19 protein-coding genes are annotated in these 22,659 nt (G+C 33.6%); 7 read left to right on the top strand and 12 right to left on the bottom strand.

Annotated elements, in window-relative coordinates; translation table 11 throughout:
* Window positions 1-22 precede the first annotated feature (22 nt).
* The 4 genes from E1J38_RS11895 to E1J38_RS11880 all read right to left on the bottom strand — a co-directional run bounded on the left by E1J38_RS11895 (window position 23) and on the right by E1J38_RS11880 (window position 4,005).
* Complete coding sequence (locus E1J38_RS11895; protein ID WP_133357074.1) at window positions 23-1,474, bottom strand: DUF389 domain-containing protein; 1,452 nt, start codon at window positions 1,472-1,474, stop codon at window positions 23-25.
* A 61-nt stretch (window positions 1,475-1,535) separates the two neighbouring features.
* Window positions 1,536-2,609 carry a mannose-1-phosphate guanylyltransferase gene (locus E1J38_RS11890; RefSeq protein ID WP_133357073.1) on the bottom strand — a complete coding sequence of 358 codons (1,074 nt, stop codon included), beginning with the start codon at window positions 2,607-2,609 and terminating at the stop codon, window positions 1,536-1,538.
* On the bottom strand, window positions 2,602-3,204 hold the full coding sequence (locus E1J38_RS11885; RefSeq protein WP_133357072.1) for a SprT-like domain-containing protein: 603 nt from the start codon (window positions 3,202-3,204) through the stop codon (window positions 2,602-2,604). The genes E1J38_RS11890 and E1J38_RS11885 overlap by 8 nt, the downstream gene beginning before the upstream one ends.
* Before the next feature lie 129 nt (window positions 3,205-3,333).
* On the bottom strand, window positions 3,334-4,005 hold the full coding sequence (locus E1J38_RS11880; RefSeq protein WP_133357071.1) for a hypothetical protein: 672 nt from the start codon (window positions 4,003-4,005) through the stop codon (window positions 3,334-3,336).
* Window positions 4,006-4,151: 146 nt separating this feature from the next.
* On the opposite strand from E1J38_RS11880, the gene E1J38_RS11875 reads away from it, so the two are divergent.
* Genes E1J38_RS11875 through E1J38_RS11865 form a run of 3 tightly spaced genes read left to right on the top strand, consistent with a single transcriptional unit; the run spans window position 4,152 to window position 6,750 of the window.
* Complete coding sequence (locus E1J38_RS11875; RefSeq protein ID WP_133357070.1) at window positions 4,152-5,372, top strand: sulfite oxidase; 1,221 nt, start codon at window positions 4,152-4,154, stop codon at window positions 5,370-5,372.
* On the top strand, window positions 5,373-5,846 hold the full coding sequence (locus E1J38_RS11870; protein WP_133357069.1) for a monoheme cytochrome C: 474 nt from the start codon (window positions 5,373-5,375) through the stop codon (window positions 5,844-5,846).
* Between the two features lie 28 nt (window positions 5,847-5,874).
* Entirely contained in the window at window positions 5,875-6,750 is an 876-nt protein-coding gene (locus E1J38_RS11865) for a sterol desaturase family protein (RefSeq protein ID WP_133357068.1), read from the top strand.
* A 67-nt stretch (window positions 6,751-6,817) separates the two neighbouring features.
* On the opposite strand, the gene E1J38_RS11860 is transcribed toward E1J38_RS11865, so the two are convergent.
* Genes E1J38_RS11860 through E1J38_RS11850 form a run of 3 tightly spaced genes read right to left on the bottom strand, consistent with a single transcriptional unit; the run spans window position 6,818 to window position 9,149 of the window.
* Entirely contained in the window at window positions 6,818-7,453 is a 636-nt protein-coding gene (locus E1J38_RS11860; protein ID WP_133357067.1) for an HAD family hydrolase, read from the bottom strand.
* Between the two features lie 3 nt (window positions 7,454-7,456).
* Complete coding sequence (locus E1J38_RS11855) at window positions 7,457-8,146, bottom strand: SDR family NAD(P)-dependent oxidoreductase (protein ID WP_133357066.1); 690 nt, start codon at window positions 8,144-8,146, stop codon at window positions 7,457-7,459.
* Window positions 8,139-9,149, bottom strand: a complete 1,011-nt coding sequence (locus E1J38_RS11850) for a M28 family metallopeptidase (RefSeq protein ID WP_133357065.1) — start codon at window positions 9,147-9,149, stop codon at window positions 8,139-8,141. Before E1J38_RS11850 ends, E1J38_RS11855 begins: the two co-directional genes overlap by 8 nt.
* A 156-nt stretch (window positions 9,150-9,305) precedes the next feature.
* Between E1J38_RS11850 and E1J38_RS11845 the strand changes: the two genes are divergently transcribed.
* Both E1J38_RS11845 and E1J38_RS11840 read left to right on the top strand, forming a co-directional pair.
* Window positions 9,306-10,076, top strand: a complete 771-nt coding sequence (locus E1J38_RS11845) for an AraC family transcriptional regulator (protein WP_133357064.1) — start codon at window positions 9,306-9,308, stop codon at window positions 10,074-10,076.
* Window positions 10,077-10,217: 141 nt separating this feature from the next.
* A complete protein-coding gene (locus E1J38_RS11840) occupies window positions 10,218-10,490 on the top strand; it encodes a DUF4242 domain-containing protein (RefSeq protein ID WP_133357063.1) in 273 nt (90 codons plus the stop codon).
* A gap of 67 nt (window positions 10,491-10,557) precedes the next feature.
* Here E1J38_RS11840 and E1J38_RS11835 read toward each other — a convergent pair whose 3' ends face one another.
* The 5 genes from E1J38_RS11835 to porU form a co-directional block, all read right to left on the bottom strand.
* On the bottom strand, window positions 10,558-12,180 hold the full coding sequence (locus E1J38_RS11835; protein WP_133357062.1) for a pyruvate dehydrogenase complex dihydrolipoamide acetyltransferase: 1,623 nt from the start codon (window positions 12,178-12,180) through the stop codon (window positions 10,558-10,560).
* A gap of 3 nt (window positions 12,181-12,183) precedes the next feature.
* Entirely contained in the window at window positions 12,184-13,182 is a 999-nt protein-coding gene (gene pdhA, locus E1J38_RS11830) for a pyruvate dehydrogenase (acetyl-transferring) E1 component subunit alpha (RefSeq protein ID WP_133357061.1), read from the bottom strand.
* A 187-nt stretch (window positions 13,183-13,369) separates the two neighbouring features.
* On the bottom strand, window positions 13,370-13,852 hold the full coding sequence (gene cdd / locus E1J38_RS11825; protein ID WP_133357060.1) for a cytidine deaminase: 483 nt from the start codon (window positions 13,850-13,852) through the stop codon (window positions 13,370-13,372).
* A gap of 140 nt (window positions 13,853-13,992) precedes the next feature.
* Window positions 13,993-15,216, bottom strand: a complete 1,224-nt coding sequence (gene porV / locus E1J38_RS11820) for a type IX secretion system outer membrane channel protein PorV (protein WP_133357059.1) — start codon at window positions 15,214-15,216, stop codon at window positions 13,993-13,995.
* Window positions 15,217-15,319: 103 nt separating this feature from the next.
* A complete protein-coding gene (porU, locus tag E1J38_RS11815) occupies window positions 15,320-19,204 on the bottom strand; it encodes a type IX secretion system sortase PorU (RefSeq protein ID WP_133357058.1) in 3,885 nt (1,294 codons plus the stop codon).
* A gap of 263 nt (window positions 19,205-19,467) precedes the next feature.
* On the opposite strand from porU, the gene gldJ reads away from it, so the two are divergent.
* Complete coding sequence (gene gldJ, locus E1J38_RS11810) at window positions 19,468-21,162, top strand: gliding motility lipoprotein GldJ (RefSeq protein WP_133357057.1); 1,695 nt, start codon at window positions 19,468-19,470, stop codon at window positions 21,160-21,162.
* 70 nt (window positions 21,163-21,232) lie between these two features.
* Window positions 21,233-22,507 carry a UDP-N-acetylmuramoyl-tripeptide--D-alanyl-D-alanine ligase gene (locus E1J38_RS11805; protein WP_133357056.1) on the top strand — a complete coding sequence of 425 codons (1,275 nt, stop codon included), beginning with the start codon at window positions 21,233-21,235 and terminating at the stop codon, window positions 22,505-22,507.
* The last annotated feature ends 152 nt before the right edge of the window (window positions 22,508-22,659 follow it).

Raw genomic sequence — 22,659 nt, 5'->3', positions numbered from 1 at the left:
ATTACTAGGTTAAACATGTAGATTAATCTCGTTTAATCTCAACGTCTTTAAGTTTTAACTCTTCCTTAATCCATAAAGACAACTCTTTTTCTTTAGAAGACATTACACTATCTGTTAAAGATGACTTCCATTTAATATTGGCAAGTGCAACAGTATCGGCCTTTTTAAAATCACTAGATCTAAGCATTTTAGCAAAACCAAAATATTGTAAATCTGTAAACTTAATCTTGGCATCCTTAGCTAAATCTGTAAAATCTTCAATACTAAGCATTCCTCTATTAGAGCCTAGTTCAGAATTAAGCGTTTCAATTGTTAAATTGAGGTAATTAATAATACTATCTTTTTCCTCAATACCTCCTAGAGCCCTATCATATAAATCCATTAATCGTTCTGCACTTACATTTTTGTTACCGTTAATAACCAAATTAAAATCTTTAAGGTGTTCAAATCTATTGAGCTCATTTCTTAAATCCGTTTCAACAGCTTCGTTAATATCACCATTAAAATAAAGCGTAATCTTTTCATTCTCGGCATCAAATTTTTGTCTTTGAAGCCATAACGAATCATTTGATTCAACCTCTTGGGTTAAGAATAACTCGTATTCATTTTCCATTTGGCTTTCCTTAAACACTTTGATAAATGTATATAAAGGCCAAATCATAACTACCACAGCAATTAACAGTGCCAATCTGGAGATATTACGACGCTTTTTAGAGTTAGCATACCGTAGCATTGGAAACCGAAGCACCTTTAAAACCAGAAATGTTGCCAATGCAATAAAAATGGTATTAATACCAAATAAATACATAGCACCACCAAAGTAGTCAAAATTCCCTTTGGCCAAACCATAACCTGCTGTACAAAGAGGTGGCATTAAAGCTGTAGCAATGGCTACCCCAAAAATAACCGAAGCTATTGTACCCTTTTTAGTGCGTGCAATTATAAGAGCCAAACCACCAAAAAATGCAATAAACACATCCCTTAAATCAGGTTTGGTTCTACCTAAAAGTTCTGAAGTTTCTTGACTTCCTAAAGGAAAAAATCTAAAGAATAAATAAGCGGTGATTAAACTTAACACAATCATCACCGCCAAATTGATTAATGATTTTCGAAGTGAATCAATATCATTAATAGCAATAGACATACCAACCCCCAAAATGGGGCCCATTAATGGCGATATAAGCATGGCTCCAATCACCACTGCTGTAGAATTTGCATTTAATCCAACCGAGGCCACAAAAATGGAACAGATTAAAATCCAAGCTGTAGCTCCTTTAAAAGGAATATCGCCTTTTATGGCATTAATGGTGGCATCTCTATCTGTATCTTCTCTAAATGCTAATAACTCATTTAAAAACTTTCTAATACTCTGAAAAAGTCCTTGGGCGTCTTTCTTTACAGCCTCTTTGCTTTGAGACACTTGATCTTTTCCCAAAGTCTCTTCATCACTGAAGTTAAATTTACTTTCTTCCATAGAGATACTGGATTAACTTATACACACCAATATAGACATTATTTTTTGGAATAAGTTACATTTAATTTAATCCGAACTTATTTTTTACTTGCTGTTGTACTTGCTTTATACCCTGTTCTTTACTCTTTGGATAAATAAGTAGAGTATTATCGTGGTCAACAATAATATAATCATGCAAACCGTCAACAACCACTACTTTATCTTTTGGTGTTCTAATAATATTGCCTTCTGAATTTTCAGCTAAACACTTAGCATTCAATATAACATTCTTGTGACTTTCACTAGAAAGCTTATCGTATAAACTTCCCCAAGTACCAAGGTCATTCCAATCAAACTCAGCACCAATAACAAATACATTATTAGATTTTTCCATGATAGCATAATCTACCGAAATATTTTCTGCCTTTGGATAATTTTCTTTTATGAAGTTATTTTCATTATCTGTATTATAAGCTTCAATTCCAGACTCAAATAGTTCATATAACTCAGGTTGATTATTTTGAAAAGCCTTAATTACTGTTGTGGCACTCCACATAAAAATACCGGCATTCCATAAAAAATTTCCTTGAGCTAAAAATTGTTTTGCGGTTTCGTAATCTGGTTTTTCTCTAAACTGGCTTACAGACTTAATTTCATCAGAAGTGGTTTTATCATACTCAATATAGCCATAGCCAGTATTGGGGAAGGTTGGTTTAATTCCAAGTGTCATTAATACATCATTTTCTTCACAGAAATCAAATGCTGTTTGTACGTTTTTAGCAAAAGTAGTTTCGTCTTCAATCCAATGATCACTTGGGGCTACTATCATTACTGCATTGGGATTTTCCTTCTGAATTTTTAATGCAGCATATAAAATACAAGGTGCTGTATTCCTCATGGCCGGTTCTAAAACTACTTGGCGTTGTGCCACTTCTGGCAACTGCTCTAACACCAAATCATTATAACGCTCATTGGTTAAAATGAAAATATTCTCTTTTGGGATTACATGTGATAACCTCTGAAATGTTTTTTGAATTAAGGTATTTCCCGTACCTAACATATCATGAAACTGCTTTGGAAAATCTTGGGTGCTTACTGGCCAAAATCTTGAGCCTACACCTCCTGCCATTAAAATGGCGTAATAATTTTTATTCATCTTTTAATATTTCTACTTCTACATTGGGGTTAAAAAGATATAACTTGCCTGTTTTAATTTCTAAGCATTCAAATCTTTTTACCCGCTTTTTACCTTGTTTAAATATCTTTCCGTTGTAGAGTTTAAATAAACTACCAAACGGCACCTCGAAAATATAGGTTTTATTATTGGGTTTATCAAATTGTTTTAATGCTAATGCTAAATTAACATCGGTATCACTACTGGCTTTGGGGTTTTTAAAATGATGAGCCAATAAAGGCAATAATTTATTTGGAAAAACCTCAGGATTTATAAATTGCAACATTAAATGCTGAAAGGTACGTTTCCACTCCATACCATGCGGTTTAATTAACCTTCCGTAAGTTTTATAAGCCTCAAAATGGGCTATTTCATGTATGAGAGTTATTAAAAACCTATACTTGTTTAGGTTAGAATTTACCGTTATTTGATGCTTACCATTTGGTAAAGGTCTATAATCACCATGACGGGTTTTACGTTCTCTTTTAATTTTAATTACCAAATTGTCATGCTCTAACAACTTTAAAACCTGAGATATGGCTGATTTCGGAATGTATTCTTGAATTTGGGTTTGCATTAAGGTAAAATTACAAGAATTCACTGAAGAATATAATATAATTTTAAAATATATCCTTTTGAACAATAAAAAGGACTCCTCAAAATACAAGGAAGCCTTTTAGAGTTAGTCACATTAAAATTAAAGCTATTATTCAGAAAGGTTAACACCTTTTCTTAACAAGAAAACACCCATAACTGCTAACCAGATTACTTTTACATGAAACATTGGTTTGTATATCTCAAAATTATCGGCAATCAATAAAATAATCCCCATAGCTGCCAAACCAAATAAAATTGTAAACCAACCCAACCATATGCTAACAATTTTCCATTTTACTAAACCAGCACCTAGCAATACTAAACCTACACCAGAGAAGATTCGCCCAAAGCGTATAAAACATGTAACGTATTGATTTGTGTACAAAATACTATTTATAAATTCTTGTATTTCAGCAACCGTTTTACCAGCAGTTTGACCAACACCCCAAGCACCATAATTGTAATAATAGGCATTTGCAATTGCCAAAGTAAAAGTACCTACAACCACCATACCTGCTCCTGGCAATATGAGCACCCTAAATGGTCTCTTACTAATAACCGCAACTAATGCAAACATAGCTATGGCCATTGTAACCCAACCAAAAATATGTATGCGGTACATCCAAATCCAATACCAAACATTTTCACCAATGGCTGTAAAATCTTCAGCTACAAAATATTCACCAACATGGTGTGAGGATAATGCCCAACCACCCCATAACATAAGAGCTGCAGCAATGAATGACCATCCTGTAAACTTAGTTTCAAAATTTTTTTTCATAATAAACACATTTTAATCTTTTGTAAATTACTACACAACAATGACTTGTAATGTAACTTTTGTTTCATAAGGGTTTATTTTTTTAATTAACTTACATCAAATTCGGTGCATGTTTAGAACATTAATTACATTTTAGATAAATAATTTTGAAGAGAAGAGAATTCATAAATAAAGCAGGGTTAACTACACTTTCAACAATAATTGGAGCAGAAATTGTCTATGGTATCAATCTGCCTAAAGACTATAGCCCTTTGGCATTACAAGACCCAGACCCATTTAAAATGTTCAATAAACATAAAGAAATGGTGGTTTTAAATGATAAACCTTGGAATATTGAAGCACAAGCTCATCTTCTTGATGATGCTGTTACGCCAAACTCTTGTATGTTTATTAGAAATAATGGGCTGATACCCAAAGATATTGATGCTAAAGCTTGGACATTGACCATTGATGGAGAATCTGTGACCAATAAAAAAACCTATGCTTTAGCAGATTTAAAAACTAAATTCAAGCAGTATACCTACCAGTTAACATTAGAATGTGGTGGAAATGGCAGAAATGAGTTTAACCCACCTGCTAAAGGAAATCAATGGAGTGTTGGTGCGGTACACTCTGCCAATTGGACGGGTGTTCGCTTAAAAGATGTATTAGAGGATGCAGGTATAAAAAGTAACGCTGTCTACATAGGATACCACGCCACAGATGTTCATTTAAGTATGGATCCCACAAAAGAACCTATTTCAAGGGGTTGTCCTATATCTAAAGCGCTTCAAGACGAAACACTCTTAGCATTTAAAATGAATGGTGAAGATATTCCAATAGCTCACGGTTATCCTTTACGATTAGTTGCTGGAGGATGGCCTGCTTCCGTTTCAGGAAAATGGATAAATAGAATTAGTATTAGAAACAAAGTTCATGATGGCACCAAAATGACTGGAACTGCTTACAGAGTGCCTTGTGAGCCCGTTGCTCCTGGTGAAAAAGTAAAAGATGAAGATATGTGCATTATAGAATCAATGCCCGTAAAATCTTTAATTACTTACCCAAAAACTGGAGCTATTATTAATGAAGGAAATACATTAAACATAAGAGGACATGCCTGGGCAGGAGAATTGGAAGTTAGAAAAACGGAATACTCTATTGATTTTGGAGCTACTTGGCAAGTATGCAGAATTGAAAAACCTGTAAACAGATTGGCATGGCAACATTTTAAAGCAGAAGTTAAATTTCCCAAAAAAGGCTATTACGAAGTTTGGGCTAAAGCTACAGACTCCAATGGTGTATCTCAACCTATGTTATTACCTGGGTGGAACCCTAAAGGCTATTTAAATAATGCCTGTCATAGAATAGCTGTTAAAGTAAAATAAATGTCTAAAGAAGAAGATTTTAGAAAATATATAAAGAAGGTTTATAGGCTTACAGCATTATTTTCTGGTCTATTTATAATTGCTGGTGGCATTCTTGTTATATATTCAGTAAATCCAGATTTCTTCAATTTTAGAAAAGAATCTACAACACCAGTCTATGTTGCCATTGAAGAAGACGAGGATACAATTGAAAACGGAATTCACGTGAGAACGGGATTAGTTGATGCTGAAGGGTTAATGACCGTTGTTAATAATTGTACCAATTGTCACTCAGCGAAACTGGTAATTCAAAATAGAATGAATGAAGAACGGTGGAATGCCACCATAAAATGGATGCAAGAAACACAAAACCTTTGGGATTTAGGCAATAACCAAAGCATCATTGTAAACTATCTGGTAACCAATTACCCACCACCAGAATTAGGAAGACGTGCCAATTTATCAGATATAGATTGGTATGAATTAAAAGATTAAATGTAAAAACCATTAATATAAATTAGTTATGAATAAATATTTAGACGCATTTATTGATGCATTTACGGGCACAGTTGAATGGACATGGAAATCCATAATTTTTGAAGTACCATGGTATACAAATTACTTTTGGGGTCTTGTAGTTATTTCTCTTGCCGTTTGGTTATTAGAAATAGCATTTCCTTGGAGAAAAAATCAATCTATCTTTAGGAAAGATTTTTGGTTAGATGGTTTCTATATGTTTTTTAATTTCTTCATCTTTTCCATTGTTATCAGTGGATTTTATAAAGTTTTAGGGCTCCTATTTGCCGAAATAAATATTACAGCAAAAACATTTGCTCTGTTTGATATTTCGGAATGGCCCATGTGGGGACAACTTTTAATATTCTTCATTATTCTTGATTTTGTTCAATGGTTTACTCATGTTTTACTTCACAAATATGCTTTCCTTTGGAAGTTTCATAAAGTGCATCATAGTGTAAAGGAAATGGGGTTTGCAGCACATTTAAGATACCACTGGATGGAAAATGTATTATATAAACCACTTAAAACATTTGGAGTTATGCTTATTGGTGGCTTTGAACCAGAACAAGCATTTATTATTCACTTCATAACCATTGCCATTGGGCATTTTAACCACTCTAATATTAAAATTACTTGGGGTCCTCTTAAATACATATTCAATAACCCTGTCATGCATTTATATCATCATGCCTACACATTACCAAAAGGAAAGTATGGCGTTAATTATGGCATTAGCTTGAGCCTTTGGGATTACATATTTAAAACAAACTACATTCCTGAGGATAGTGGTACTATAGAAATTGGATTTAAAGGTGATGATAAATTTCCTAAAGATTTTATAGGACAAAATATCTATGGATTTAAAAAAGGACAAAAGTAATTTTGAACCACTAAAAGATTTGAAAAAAGCTTCCTAATTAGGAAGCTTTTTGTTTATATAATGAGTATTAAATCATTCTTAAAAACTCATCCATACTATCAAAAGTTTGTGTAGCCAAAGTTTCTAATTCGTTTTTGTAATCGTGTTCTGTATATCCAAACACGTCAAAACCACCAGCTATAGCAGCTTTTACACCCGAAAAACTGTCTTCTACCACAAGACAGTCTTTTAGACTGAACCCCATGGTTTTAGCAGCCCAAAGAAACACATCGGGTTCTGGCTTCCACTTTTGAATGGTGTAACAACTAAAAATATTGTCGCCAAAATAAGGCAATAAACCGGTGACTTCTAGGTTTAATCTAATCTTATTTTCTGGCCCACTAGATGCCACGCAAAACGGCGTTGTCAAACTATCAAGGACTTCTTTGATTCCTTTAATAGGTTTAACTTCCTTTTTAAAAGTTTCAAAAGTATTGACTCGATACTCCTTTTCGAAATCTTTATCCAGAGGTTTACCTATTAAGTCTGAAATAAACGCCATACATGAGTTAAACGACTTTCCTTTTAAATTGATTAATGATTCTCTAAAGTTCATATTAGCCCCCAATTCATTAGCCATATCTACCATAATACCAATAGCTATAGATTCACTATCAATTAAAACACCATCACAATCGAAAATAATACATTTGTACTTGCTCATAAATTAAGGCGTAGAGTTTGCCACTTGCAATAGTTTTCCGTTATAGTATTTATTTCCAGTAAGTGAAAAATCAAAAATATAAGCAGCCATTTCAAATGCAGTTATGGGTGCTTGGTAACCAGGAAAAGCTTCTTCTAACATTTCGGTTTGAACAGCCCCTAAAGCCAGTACATTAAATGAAATTCCAGATGCCTTATATTCTTCTGCTAACAATTCTGTTAACGTAATGACAGCTCCTTTACTAGAACTATAAGCCGCTAAACCTGGAAATTTTAGACTTCCTTGAACACCTCCTATAGAGCTTATAGTAACCACATGACTTTCATTTTTCATAAAAGGTAAACAGGTTCTAATCATTTCTGAAACACCATAAACATTAGTCTTATAAACTTGCTCAAAATCTGTAATGGTTGTTTCTGAAAACGGTTTGTTAAGTAATGCTCCGGCGTTGTTAATAAGTATGTCAACCTTTTTGAATTTCAGTTCTATAAATGTCTCAACACGCTTATAATCTAAAGGATTACTTAAATCGAATGAAAACGCAGTCACATTATTTAAGCCTAAATCTGAAATTGGTTTTTCATTTCTCGATAATGCCAATACTTTATGACCAGCCGCTGCAAATAGTTTCACTAATTCAAAACCAATCCCTCTACTAGTTCCTGTAATAATGACGTTCTTGATGTTACTCATTGTTCAATTTAATTTCTTTAGACATACTATTAGTCATTCCCTCTATAGCGGGAATCATACTTTTTACAAAATTAGTCATATGTGTATAATCCATTTTATCGGCTTCATCATCCACATGATGGTAATAGTCAAAATTTGTGAAATCAAAAGTTGAAATAGCGTGTGCTGGAATTTCAAATTGCTTGTAAAAGGGATAGTTGTCTGATCTCATGAATAATTTATATTCATGAGCTTTCGGAAAAAATCCAATAATTTCTGAACCAGCATACTCATTTAACTTGGATGAAATATTAGATTTATTGTATCCTGTTACGTAAGCCATGATTTCTTCTTTACCCCTAGGTACACCTATCATTTCAAAATTGATCATCGTGTAAAGATTCAAACCTTCCCTTTGCAATCTTTTTGCTAGATGATTAGAGCCTTTAAGCCCCATTTCTTCTGCATCATATAACGTAAAAAGCATACTGCGTTTATTACTTTTATTTTTAGCAAAATATTTTGCCCACTCCATAACAACTACCGTTCCGGAAGCATCATCATTAGCTCCGTTTGCTATAGTATCTCCATCAACCACTTCAGTGGTTCCAATATGATCATAATGGGCACCTAGAATAATAAATTCATTTTTAAGTTTTGGATCATTGCCTTCTATAAGGCCAACTATATTATATCCAACAATCTTTTTAATATTAAAACTATCTCTATAAGTTTTGAAATATGGCTTGATATGATTCTCTTTAAAAAATCTCTCAATAAAAACAGCTGCCTTTTCAATTCCCTTAGATCCCGTACTTCTACCTTCCAATTCATCCGAAGACAAATATTCCATATTGGCTTTTATACTAGCTTCTAGGGTAGTTGTATTGTCTTGTGGACTTATATCTTGAGATAAGTTTGTATTTTCTGTAGCACCATAATCACTAACGCTTGAATAACCAGAGTTTGATGTTTTGCAATTAGTAAACAAAACAATAACTCCCGCAATTAATACTTTATACATAGCTATAACTTAAAAAACTAAATATAAAAATCCTTAAGCATTTAAAACCGTTTTAACCTATAATTATTTTTTTAGTTTCTTTTATTTAGTTATTTAAGCGTTTTATTAATTCCTTAAAAATCACTAACTTGTAGAGGTGACGTGAGAACAATCTCTATGAAATTACAAGATACCTATATAATGGTAATAGAAACCAGTGATTACTTGCACAGGCTAGAGGCAAATCAGTTCAATTTATTTACCCAAAAACTCCATAATGGAATTTCCAAAGTATTAAATAAATTTAAAGGCCGTATTATTAGCCAGAGTGATAATACTTATAAAACATCTTTTAATCAAGTTACAGACACCATTCTATGCGCCATAAAACTGCAATATAATTTTAAGTATATAACACCTAAGTTTGACAACTCAATAAGACGTCTAAAAATTGGCATTGCCTATGAGGAAGGCAATGGAAAAGGTAGCACTTTAGCAACTAGAATGTGTGAAACCATAAAAGATCAAGTTGTTATTGAAGCAAGGGTAAAAAATGCTTATCAGAAAGAGAACAAAAACGCTTTCATAAATAAGGATCATTTTAGAACTTTAAAAGTTTCGGAAACTACTTTCTTAACTAAATTAATGGATTACATTGAAACTGTTTGGAACAATCCAACCTTCAGTATTGATGACTTTCATGAACCACTTGGCTATTCAAAATCACAAATTTATAGGAAGATGGTTTCTTTAACAGGAGTTCCTTTAAGTACTTTTATTAAGAATTACCGCTTAAATAAAGCAATGCATTTGATGTACTTTAGAAAGAATAAAATATCAGAAGTGGCCAAGCATAGCGGTTTTATTAACCCTAGTTATTTTAGCAAATGTTTTAAAGATAGGTTTGAAATATTACCTTCAAGATACCTTCAACAACATTCTCTATAATTTCTTGCCCTAACACTATCTATAAACTACTATCTATTTATTGTATACAGTTTATTCTGGAAAAGAATAAAGAAAAAACGGTTTTGATATCTTATGGTTCAAGATAAAATATTATTATAACTAATTTAAACAAACTTTACTATGCCAAAGTACATTATTGAGAGAGAAATTCCGGGAGCTGGAAAATTAACTCAAGAGCAATTAAAACAAATTTCAAAAACTTCATGTGGTGTTTTAGAAAATTTAGGACCTAAAATTAATTGGATACATAGCTATGTAACTGGAGACAAAATTTACTGTGTTTATATTGCTCCTAACAAAGAAATGGTCCTAGAACATGCTAGCCAAGGTGGGTTTCCAGCAAATTCTATAAAAGAAGTTATGACCATTATAGATCCTGTTACATCTGAATAAAAAAAGAGAGGCCTGATTAACATAATCAATCAGGCCTGTTTATATAATAATACCTTGTATTTATTGTTTAAACCAACATAGTAACAGGATTTTCAATATATCCTCTTAATGTTTGCAAAAACTCAGCTCCAGTAGCACCATCAACAGTTCTGTGGTCACAAGCCAAGGTTAACTTCATTGTATTTCCAACTACAACCTGACCTTCTTTAACCACTGGTTTTTGAACAATGGAACCTACCGATAAAATTGCAGAATTGGGCTGATTAATGATAGATGTGAAGTAATCTATACCAAACATACCCAAGTTAGAAACTGTAAACGTACTACCAGACATTTCATCTGGAGTTAATTTTTTATTTCTAGCTTTTCCCGCCAATTCCTTAACCTCAGCCCCAATTTGTGGTAATGATTGCTCATTAGCAAAGCGTACAACAGGAACAACCAACCCATCTGGTACAGCAACGGCTACACCAATATGCACATGATTGTTTAAACGCATTTTATCATCAAACCACTGTGAGTTCACCTGCGGATGTTGCTTTAATGCTAATGCACAAGCCTTAACTACGATATCGTTGAACGAAATTTTAGTATCTGGTATAGAATTGAATTGTTTGCGAAATGTAATGGCATTATCCATATCAAACTCTACTGCCAAATAATAGTGAGGTGCAGAAAACTTAGATTTTGTTAGTGACTTAGCAATTGCCTTACGCATTTGTGAGTTAGGAACATCTTCATAATCTTCCTGACCAGCTGGTACAAACTTACCAACAGTACCCGCACCTGAGCCTGGAACAAAATTCTCTATATCAAATTTCACAATGCGTCCGTTCTCACCAGTTCCTGTAATATGAGATAAATTAATACCTCTTTCTTCGGCCATTTTTTTAGCTAATGGCGATACAAAAATACGTTCTCCCTTAACTGGTTTCTTGGGTTTAGCCTCCTTTTTAGATTCAACTTTAGGTTCTGGTTCTGCTTGAGTCTTTGGAGTCTCTACCTTTGGAGCTTCTGTCTTTGGCGCTTCATTTGATGCTACTACTTTAAAGTTCTTTGCAACTTCAGACACATCAGTTCCTGCGGGACCAATAATAGCCAAAAGTTCATCTACTTTAGCAGATTCTCCTTCTCCTAAACCTATATGAAGTAAAGTTCCTGATTGAAACGATTCAAACTCCATAGTAGCTTTATCTGTTTCTATTTCTGCCAAAATATCACCCTCTTCAACGGTATCTCCCTCTTTCTTAATCCAAAGAGCTACCGTTCCTTCTTCCATGGTATCACTTAAACGTGGCATAGTAACCACTACAACACCTTCAGGAAGTTCTTGTGCAGGAGCTTCATCCTGTTTTTCCTCAACAGTCGGAGCCGGTTCAGCAACAGGAGTTTCTGCAACTTCTTCTTTAGCTTCGGCAGCACCTCCATTTAAAAGCGCTGATATATCTTCACCTTCTTCTCCAATAATGGCCAAAAGCTCATCTACTTTGGTAGTTTCACCTTCTTGAACTCCAATATGAAGCAAAGTCCCTTCGTTAAAAGATTCAAACTCCATGGTAGCCTTATCAGTTTCAATTTCAGCTAAAATATCACCTTCTTCTACTTTATCTCCAACTTTCTTTAACCAGCTTGCAACGGTACCTTCTTCCATGGTATCGCTCAAACGCGGCATATTTACTACTATTGCCATAGTTTATAATTTGTGTTGTATAAATGGATAATCTTCTTGCTCATAAACAACGTCATACATAACATTTTTCTCTGGGAATGGAGATTCTTCTGCAAATTTCTCACATTCTGCCACTCTAGCTTTAACGTTCTTATCTATTTCTTTGATTTGATCCTCAGTAGCATATTTCTTATCCAGAATTACGTCTTTTACCTGAGTAATAGGATCAATTTTCTTGTATTCCTCAACCTCATCCTTTGTTCTGTAATGCTGCGCATCACTCATAGAGTGCCCTCTATAACGATAGGTTTTTAATTCTAAAAATGAAGGTCCGCCACCTTTTCTAGCACGTTGTATAGCTTCATCAAAAGCTTCTGCTACTTTTACAGGATTCATACCATCTACTGGTGCAGAAGGCATTTCATAACCTAAACCTAATTTCCAAATTTCATCATGATTAGCAGTACGTTCTACGGAGGTTCCCATGGCATAACCGTTATTTTCACAAACAAAAACAACTGGTAATTGCCATAGCATAGCTAGGTTAAACGTTTCGTGTAATGAGCCTTGTCTTGCTGCTCCATCACCAAAACAACACAGTGTTACAGCATCCCTTTCATGATATTTATCACCAAAAGCAATACCAGCACCTAAAGGAATTTGCCCCCCCACAATACCATGACCACCATAAAAACGGTGTTCTTTAGAAAATATGTGCATAGAACCACCTAACCCTTGCGATGTTCCTGTAGCTTTTCCGTACAATTCTGCCATAACGCGTCTTGGGTCTTCACCCATACCAATGGGTTGTACGTGGTTACGGTAGGCTGTTATCATTTTATCTTTGGTCAAATCCATAGCGTGTAAAGCACCTGCTAATACAGCTTCTTGACCATTATATAAATGAAGGAATCCTCTAACTTTTTGTTGTATGTATACTGCTGCAAGTTTGTCCTCAAACTTTCTCCAAAACAGCATATCCTCATACCATTTTAGGTATGTTTCTTTAGTGATCTTTTGCATCTACTAATAATAGGTTTTAATTATGCGGAGTACAAAAGTAATACATTGAGTTTTATTGCAAAAACCTAATTTAATTAAAGTATCAAAAAATGTCAAATAAAAGGCGGCCAACCATGAATGTTATTGATTTATTAATTTTTTTTATGTAATTGTATAATATTAAAAATTCAACTTAATTTTAAGTTGGTTATAGCATGGATTTCTCAAAAACTAACGGAAGTAAATTTGCTAATGAATTAGATTTTACGACTTTCCCAGTTTTTCCCATGAAGTAAATTTCAATAGGAGATTTTTGTTTTATCTCATATTCGGCTATAGCCTGTCTGCATGCTCCACAAGGAGGCACAGGCTCATTAGATTCCTTTTTTTCAGAACCTGCTGTAAGTGCCATTTTCATAATTTTTGCTTTCGGAAATTGAGACCCAGCATAATAAATAGCCGTTCTTTCTGCACATAAACCCGATGGGTAAGAAGCATTTTCTTGGTTATTTCCTGTGATTATTTCTCCACTATCCAAAAGAAGTGCTGCCCCAACCTGAAAGTTTGAATAAGGCGCATAGGCTTTAGTACGAGCTTCAATGGCCTTTTGCATTAATGAAGACACATCTTCTGGTAGTGCCTCCTTATTTTTATAGACAAATATGGTAGATTCTATGATTACTTTTTTCATTAGATGTAAATTTAAACAATAAGCCAATGCAATTATAAATTTACAAAACTACCTTAACAGAAGAGACAAAAATATCTTGAAATAAAAAACTATTGCTTTTGGCAATAGTTTTTTGAAAATCAGTGTTTTTTAAAACATTATTAATATTCCTGATATTCCCCTTCTCCAATGTTAAACGTTAAAGAGAATCTCAGTGTATTTTCTAAAGGACTTTGTACTTTTGAAGCCGAGAACAAATAAGATAAATCTATATTAACTACATTAGCTTTAAAACCAGCTCCTAAGGCTAAGAACTTTCTAGCGCCTTTTTCTTCTGCTTCATTAAAATAACCCGCTCTAAAAGCAAATGAATCTTCATATAAGTATTCTGCTCCTAAGGCCCAAGTAAACTCTTTTAACTCCTCACTAAACCCTCCTGGAGCATCACCGAATGACTGGAAAATACCTGATAAAAAACTTACGTCTTGGGATTGCCCTTTATAAATAACATTCTCTGCAACCAAATTATCTTCTCCAGGCTCATAAGTTCCATTTCCATTTACATCTTCAAACTCTGTTCCTAATATGGGTGGCGTTGGCACTAACAATTTAGCTACTTCCAATGTTACCGCTATTTTATTATAATCATCAAAAATAAAATCAAACCCAGCTCCCAACCTTAAATTGGTTGGTTGGAAATTTTCTTGCCCACCTTCATCATACTTAAATTTTGGACCAATATTTTGTATGGCAAAACCTGCTCTCCAACGTCCATTAAAATCAGCATAAGCTTCTTCTTCACTTTGATAGTATCCTGAAATATCTACTCCAAAAGTACTGGCAGGAGTGGCATCGCCGTCTACACCATCCAATCTTAAATCAGATCTTAAGTAGCGCATAGCTACAGACATAGCATACTGATCTGACAATCTTAAAGCATAAGATGCATCAATAGTAAGCTCATTGGGTCTTTGAATTAAAGGTGTCGCAAATTCGTCTGGTACAAACTCAATATCTCCTAAAGAAAAATATTTTAAACTGGCTGCAAAAGCACTACGTTCGTCTATACGGTTAAAATAAGTAATGTTTCCCAGAAATATATCGTTAACTAATTTACTTAGATAAGGTGTATAACTAACCCCTATTCCAGATTTTGTCTCAGAAAACACATATTTTGAGGAGTTCCATTGTTGTGAAAATGCATCTACTGACGTCGCCACGCCCATATCTCCCATGGCAGCCGCTCTGGCATCGGGAGCAATTAAAACAAATGGAATTCCCGTTGTTATAACTCTAGAGTCATTTGAATTAGGTTCTATAATTGTTTGAGCGCTCATGTTTAACACAAACGCAAAAGTCAACAATAACAATACTTTATTCTTCATATATCAAATTTATCTTAACAAATATAATTTTTATTTTAGAACTAAATGCTTATTTCTTTAAGCTACCAAATTTATCGATTACACACATGAATCACATAAAAAACTATAGAATTACAAGTTTTTCTATCTTCTCTACTTTCTTATTTAACATAGGCGAACGTACGGTGAGTTTATAAATATAAACACCTTTTCCTATTTTGTCGCCAAAATCATCTCTTCCATCCCACACCAAATCTCTAGATAAAGAACTGGTAGATTTAAAACCTCCGGATGTTTGTCCATTTATGGTTCTTACCAGTTTACCTGATACGGTGAATATCTGTATAGAAACGTCCAAAGCCTCCGAACTATTGTGATTAAACCAAAATTCTGTATAATTTACGAACGGATTTGGGTAGTTAAGCACATTATTAATGACTAACTCTTGGTCTTGATCATGAACAATGAATTGAATTTCTGCAATAGACGAATTATTATAAACATCCCAAGCTTTTAAAGTTAAGGTGTGCAGTCCTGGTTTCAAATCTCTAAAAGGGAAACTCACTACCCCTTTCTGATAATTATCAATTTCTGTTTGATAGTAATCATTAAGGATGATTGGATTGGTTTCATCGCCGTCAATAATAGCTACAATATCATGCCCAATACCACTAGCTGTATTTATGCCATTAGAATCTTCTAATTTAGCTAATAACGTAGGGGATTCATTAGTAATTCCTCCAGACACAAAATTTTCATCGTTCATGTATAAAGTAATGACAGGACCAATATTATCCTCCTCTGCGTTTTCATTAACACCACCTATTCTTATAGTATTATTAGTTGCTCCAGCTTGATCTTCGGTGAGCGCTTCATTTTTTGAATAAAAACTCACTCTACCATAATCAACTGGAATGCCAATATCTTTTGGTACTACAAAGTCAAATTCAAAATTACCGTTTGTAACAGATGCTTGTCCTCTAAAAATAATTTCACCTAGAGTTGTAAAATTAAGTTTTACTAGCTCTCCATTTAAACGAGTACCATCATTGGCTAAAGTCTCCCTATTTATGGGTTTATCATAAATAGTGGTTAAAACCGTTCCGTTGTAATTAGATAATAAATTACCTGAAGCATCTAGAACTTCTCCAGCTAGTTTAACTTTACTTAACGCCTTTAAAGTATCTGTTGCTTGAGTAACAGGAACATCATTAATTCTTGTTAAGCGAATATTGGGTTTTGGAAAAGCCAATTTCATGGCCGGATCCCCAATATAGAAAATCAATCGTCTTTGACTATTATTTGAAATAGACGGGTCATTTTTTACTAGTCTTAACGCTTCTGCCATGGTTGGGTATTCGTAATCACTATAGGTGTCATTATCACTATATGAAAACAGATATTGTCCAAGAATATTATTGAACGTAATAGCAAAATTCACAAAAATTTGTCTCGTGGTTGTAATAAGTCCAATGGCCCCTGCTTGTTTATTCCAATAAGTAAACTCACCTGCTGTTTCCCTGAAGGGATTATCAAACTTTGTAAATTCACAGGTTACTGTAACAAAACAGTTAAGCTTACAGAAATTACGAAGTCCATTTACATCAGTTTTTGACAAAATACGCTCTTGAGCAAGTCCATCTTCACCTCCATGCCCAAAGTAATTTACAACCAAGGCTCCATTATCAACTGCATTTACAAATTCATTATTAACCTGTGGATACCTATCACCTCCAGCCGAAGTTTCTTGCTGAAAAGCGTCGCTATGTATTTTCACAACATTAATGAAGGGCTTCTCTTGTGTTACCAAATTGCCTACATTATCGGTGGTTTCTTGCAGGAGTCCCTCCCAATCTTGATCAACGTCATCTGACACCACAACAAAATTATTGCGCCAGCCACCTAAAGATTCTTTCGTATAATAAGACTCTATTTTATCTACCATCTCTTTAGCTCGCTGAGGGGTATCGGCTAAAATTCTACCAACTGCAATGTCTAACCTATTGTTTGTAGACATAGTACCTTCATTATCATCCATCATACCATAAAAGTCATCTGAAACAAACGAACTTGTTAGATTAAAACTGTTGTAAGAGTACCAGGATGGGACTATATTAGTGTTATTTTGTATTCTATCTTTATAATCAAAAGAACCATCACCAAACAAACACAAGTACTTAATCCTATTTTCGGTACTACTGGCATTGTCATACACATACTTAACCATATTTCTAATAGCTCCTACATCTTGATTACCTGTACTAAATTCGTTATAGATTTCATCTAACCCTAAAACCTTTACATTCAAATTGTACTGCTCTCTGTTTATTTCTGCCAACCTTTCAGCTTGACTAAGCATATTATTGGGAGATACAATGATATAATCAACGTCTTTAAAATTTCCTTGACTATCTTGAAAAATAGTTCCCTTTATATTTTGATTAGAGATGGTAGTTTTGGCATCAAATTTAGGCTCAAAGTAGTCTTGAGGAGTTACAACCACATACTTTTTTAAGCTTCCTAATAAAGAAGTAAAACTAAGATTATTAACTGAATCTTGATTTAAATAATTAGTTACATTATAAATATCTGTAACATCCCATATTTCAGAAATTCCTGAAGCATTTGTAATATTGTATTGCCCAATACCTGAAGCAGTAAGAACATCATTATTTTTAAATTGAAATTGGTTACCATCAAACCTCAACGCTCTTTTTCCTTCAACAGAGATATAATCTAAATATGCCAAGGCACTAGGGTTTCCTTGGTTGTTATAATCCAAACTAACAGTAATAGTTGGAGCACTAACATTTACAGCACCATTGTAAGAATTACCACTACCCAAAATTGAACCTGAAGCTCCAAACATATTTAGTAGTGCTACATTATTTCCATTCACAGAAACTCCCATAGAAGAAGCAGTTGACGAAACCGCTGCTACATATACTCTCAAGCTAATAGGTTGTGAAGTCACTAAATCTGGCATTTGAAATTCAAATGTTTTTTGAGTATCAATATCAAACCTGTCTCCAAACCATCGTCTGCCTAAAAAAGCAATGTTATGCTGGTCAACTTCATAAAATTGATAATCATCATAATTATTGATTTGCATATCAATAGCTCCATTAGGTTGACTAAAAGGCTGGATTCTTTTCCCTTGTCCAGGGCCTATATTAATAAAATAATAGGTTTTATCGGTATAACAATTAATATGGGTATTACTCTCCTGATTATACTCCTTTGGCCCTTGAGCATAGAATAAAATATAATCATCGTTATCAAAAACCCCATCAGCTTCACCAACAAACTTGATGGCATTCTCCATGATGTCAAATGGATAGGGCTCTGAATTAGCATAAGGAATCATTCGTCCGCCATTACCATATACCTTAATATTTCTAGGATCTACGCTATTAACATTTACTCCTAAACGCTGTAAAAAAGCCTTTGACAATTTAAAAACTCCAGTTGTATCAACATAAAACCGGTACCACTCACCAGAATTCAAAACCGAGTTAGTAATAACTTTTGAAGCATTAAATCCTTTTCTATTTAACCTAACTTTTGAACCAAAACCAGAGCTATAATTTAATTGAAACGAGGTGACTTTTTTATAATTTCCACTAGCATCCTTAATTATAGGGGAAAGTTGAAAAAAAGCAAACGTCTTATTTCTTCCTATTGAATTTTTTAAATCATATTCAAGATTATTTGGAATTGTAGTTAAATCTATATCTTTCAATTCATTCTTTGAAATTGTTTCATAGGATACATTGCTAACAGAAGCAGAAGTTTCATTAATCATTCCATTTGCTTCCCATTGATCTGTAAACAGTAAACCTTCATCAAAACTATAACTAAAATGATGGGTATTAAATGATGGGATTTCAAGTTTAAAGTTGCTTCCTGAAATGGTTTTTACACCATCCCAATCTAAATTGTATTGCTTTTGTTGGGAAAAGCCAAACATTGAAGTAATTAAAAAAACTAATAAGTATTTCTTTTTCATTGCTAAAATAACGCCCTTATGAATATCTTATTATTAAAAAAAATAATAATTTTAAAAGTCGCAGTAAAAATACAATAATAATTTAGTAAAATGTACGTTTATACATCACAATGGAGCACCAAAAAACAATAAAATCATCGATGAAATACATTAAAAATAAGATGAAATACACTTTTTTTTGGTTAAAATGTAAAATTTAGCTTGCGTTATTGGGTTTAATTCTTATATTGCAGCACCAAAATAATATTAGCTTACTTAAAGATATGGATATGAGAAAAGTAACAACTTTAAAGACACTGTTTATTTTAGCCTTGTCTTTGGCCGCATTAAGTTGTAGTAAAAAGTCCTCTAGTTCTAAAAATACATCTAGGGCTACTGGATGGCAAATAAACGATAGAGAGGGTGGTTTTCAATACAATACTAGATTTGAAGAACAAGAAACTTCTCCTGGATTAGTATTTATTGAAGGTGGCACCTTTACCATGGGTAAAGTTCAGGATGATGTGATGCATGATTGGAACAACACTCCAAATCAACAGCATGTACAATCTTTTTACATGGATGAAACCGAGGTAACCAATGTTATGTACTTAGAGTACTTAGATTGGATTAAAAGAGTGTATCCACCTACTGATGAAAACTTCAGAGCTATTTATCATGGTGCTTTACCTGATACTCTTGTTTGGAGAAATCGTTTAGGTTTTAATGAAATTATGACCGAAAACTATTTACGTCATCCAGGTTATGCTGAATATCCTGTAGTTGGTGTAAGCTGGATTCAAGCTGTTGAGTTTGCTAATTGGAGATCTAACCGTGTTGGTGAAATGGCTCTACAAAAAGAGGGGTATGCTAAAAGAGGAGCGCATTTAACAGATGTATCTGCAGATGCTACATTCGACATAGACACCTATATTAATGCTCCTACTTTAACCTACGGTGGCAATGAAGAAGTTATCAATCCTGACGGAGGAAGAAACACCAGAAATGCACAATTAGATGCTGATGGTAACCCTGTTAACATTTATGCCAAAAGAGAATCTGGAATATTACCTTTAAAATACAGACTACCTACTGAAGCAGAGTGGGAATATGCTGCTTTAGGATTAAGCGAAGTAAGAAGCTATAATATTTATAGAGGAAGAAAAAAATATCCTTGGGATGGACAATATACCCGTGCTGGTAAACGCAGAATACGTGGTGATCAATTAGCTAACTTTAAACAAGGTAAAGGTGACTATGGAGGTATTGCCGGTTGGTCTGATGATGGCGCTGATATTACTAACGCTGTTAAATCTTATGACCCAAATGACTATGGTTTATATGATATGGCAGGCAATGTGGCAGAATGGGTTGCTGATGTTTACCGCCCAATAGTAGATGATGAGTTTAACGATTTCAACTATTATAGAGGTAATGTTTATACCAAAAATGCTATTGATGAAGATGGTTCTGTTAAAATTGTAACTACTGAAGATATTGTTTATGATACTTTATCAACTGGTAAATTGATTGCCAGAAATTTACCTGGAGAAATATTACAAGTAAAGGTTGATGAAGATGAAACATATTTACGTACTAACTTTGACAGAAGTAACAATATAAATTTTAGAGATGGTGATAGACGTTCATCAAGATATTATGAAAATTTTGGAGATGATGAAGAAGAAGCTCAAGGTACGCATACTAGAAAAATGTATAACTCACCTCGACACACCGTTGAAAGAGACTCCTTAGGCAATCTAATCAGAGAATACGACAAAAGCAGCAATAGAACTTCTTTAATCAATGATAAAGTAAGAGTTTATAAAGGAGGCTCATGGAAAGACAGAGAATATTGGTTAGACCCAGCACAAAGACGCTATTATCCTGAAGATATGGCTACTGATTATATTGGGTTTAGATGTGCTATGTCTCGCGTAGGTTCTAAAACCAAAAGAAAACACAAGACTAAGAATTAAAACTTCCGTTTGATAATAAATTAAAAAAGTCCTGACTAGATTGTTAGGACTTTTTTAATACATTTATTTCATGAAAATAGAACAATTACATAAACTATATTTAAGCTGTAATTCTGTAAATACAGATACCAGAAAAATTAACGCTGGTGATATGTTCTTTGCCTTAAAAGGCGAAAACTTTAATGGCAATCAATACGCAGAACAAGCCATAGAAAAGGGCGCTAAATACGCTGTGGTTGATGAAGCGGATTTTGCAAATAGTACTAATATTATTTTAGTAGATAATGTGCTTGAAAGTCTTCAAAAACTAGCAACATTTCATAGAGACTATTTAAACATTCCAATTATTGCGCTAACGGGAAGTAATGGTAAAACCACCACTAAAGAACTCATAAATGCTGTATTATCAAAAAAATTTAAAACTACAGCTACTGCTGGCAATTTAAACAATCATATTGGCGTGCCTTTAACCTTACTTTCAATGAATCAAGATACCGAAATAGGTATTATAGAAATGGGAGCCAACCATCAAAAGGAAATTGAATTCTTATGTAATATCGCAAAACCCGATTATGGATATATTACTAATTTTGGTAAAGCGCATCTAGAGGGTTTTGGAGGCATTGAAGGTGTTATAAAAGGTAAAAGCGAAATGTATAATCATTTAATCCCTAGAGGGAAAACCATTTTTGTAAATGCTAATGATTCTATTCAGGTTGAAAAAACTAAACATGCTCAAACTTATAGTTTTGGCAATACTAATTCTGATGTGACTATTTCTTTAATTGATGCCCAGCCTTATGTTAAATCTAAATACAACAATTTAGTTATTGAAAGTCAATTAATTGGCGCTTATAATTTTAGCAATATTGCAGCTGCAATAGCTATTGGTAATTATTTTAAAGTTGATGACACCAACATTAAAACCGCTATAGAAAATTACATTGCAAGTAACAACCGTTCTCAAATTATTAAAAAAGAAAGCATTAAAATTATTTTAGACGCCTATAATGCCAATCCTACTAGCATGAAAGCTGCGTTGCTCAACTTTGAAAAACAAGCAGGAACTAAAATTGCTATTCTAGGTGATATGTTTGAATTAGGAGGTGAAGCTGAAACCGAACACCAAAACATAGTCAATTTAGCCTCTTATTTAAATATTAACCAAATTATTTTTATTGGAGAAAACTTTTTCAAGACTAGCGTAAATACCACTAAAGCTTCAAAGTTCAAGTCGTTTGATACTTTTAAAACCAATTTTGATATGTCTCAAATTAAAAATTCAACCCTTCTAATAAAAGGTTCTAGAGGCATGGCTTTAGAGAGAGTGGTGCATGCATTATAAAACAAAAAGAGCTGCTTCATTTCTAAAAAATCCGCAACTCTTTTTTTAATTCTCCCTAAGAACTAATTAATAGCAATGTAAATTTCGTACTAATTGTTTAGTGCTGCAATACTCAATTTGAGTATTGCACCCTTTTTTTCGATGAAACGAGT

It is taken from the genome of Seonamhaeicola sediminis, from assembly GCF_004358095.2.
Classification (GTDB): domain Bacteria; phylum Bacteroidota; class Bacteroidia; order Flavobacteriales; family Flavobacteriaceae; genus Seonamhaeicola; species Seonamhaeicola sediminis.
Note: the sequence above shows the minus strand (reverse complement) of the source record. Positions and strands in the feature narration are given on the sequence as shown.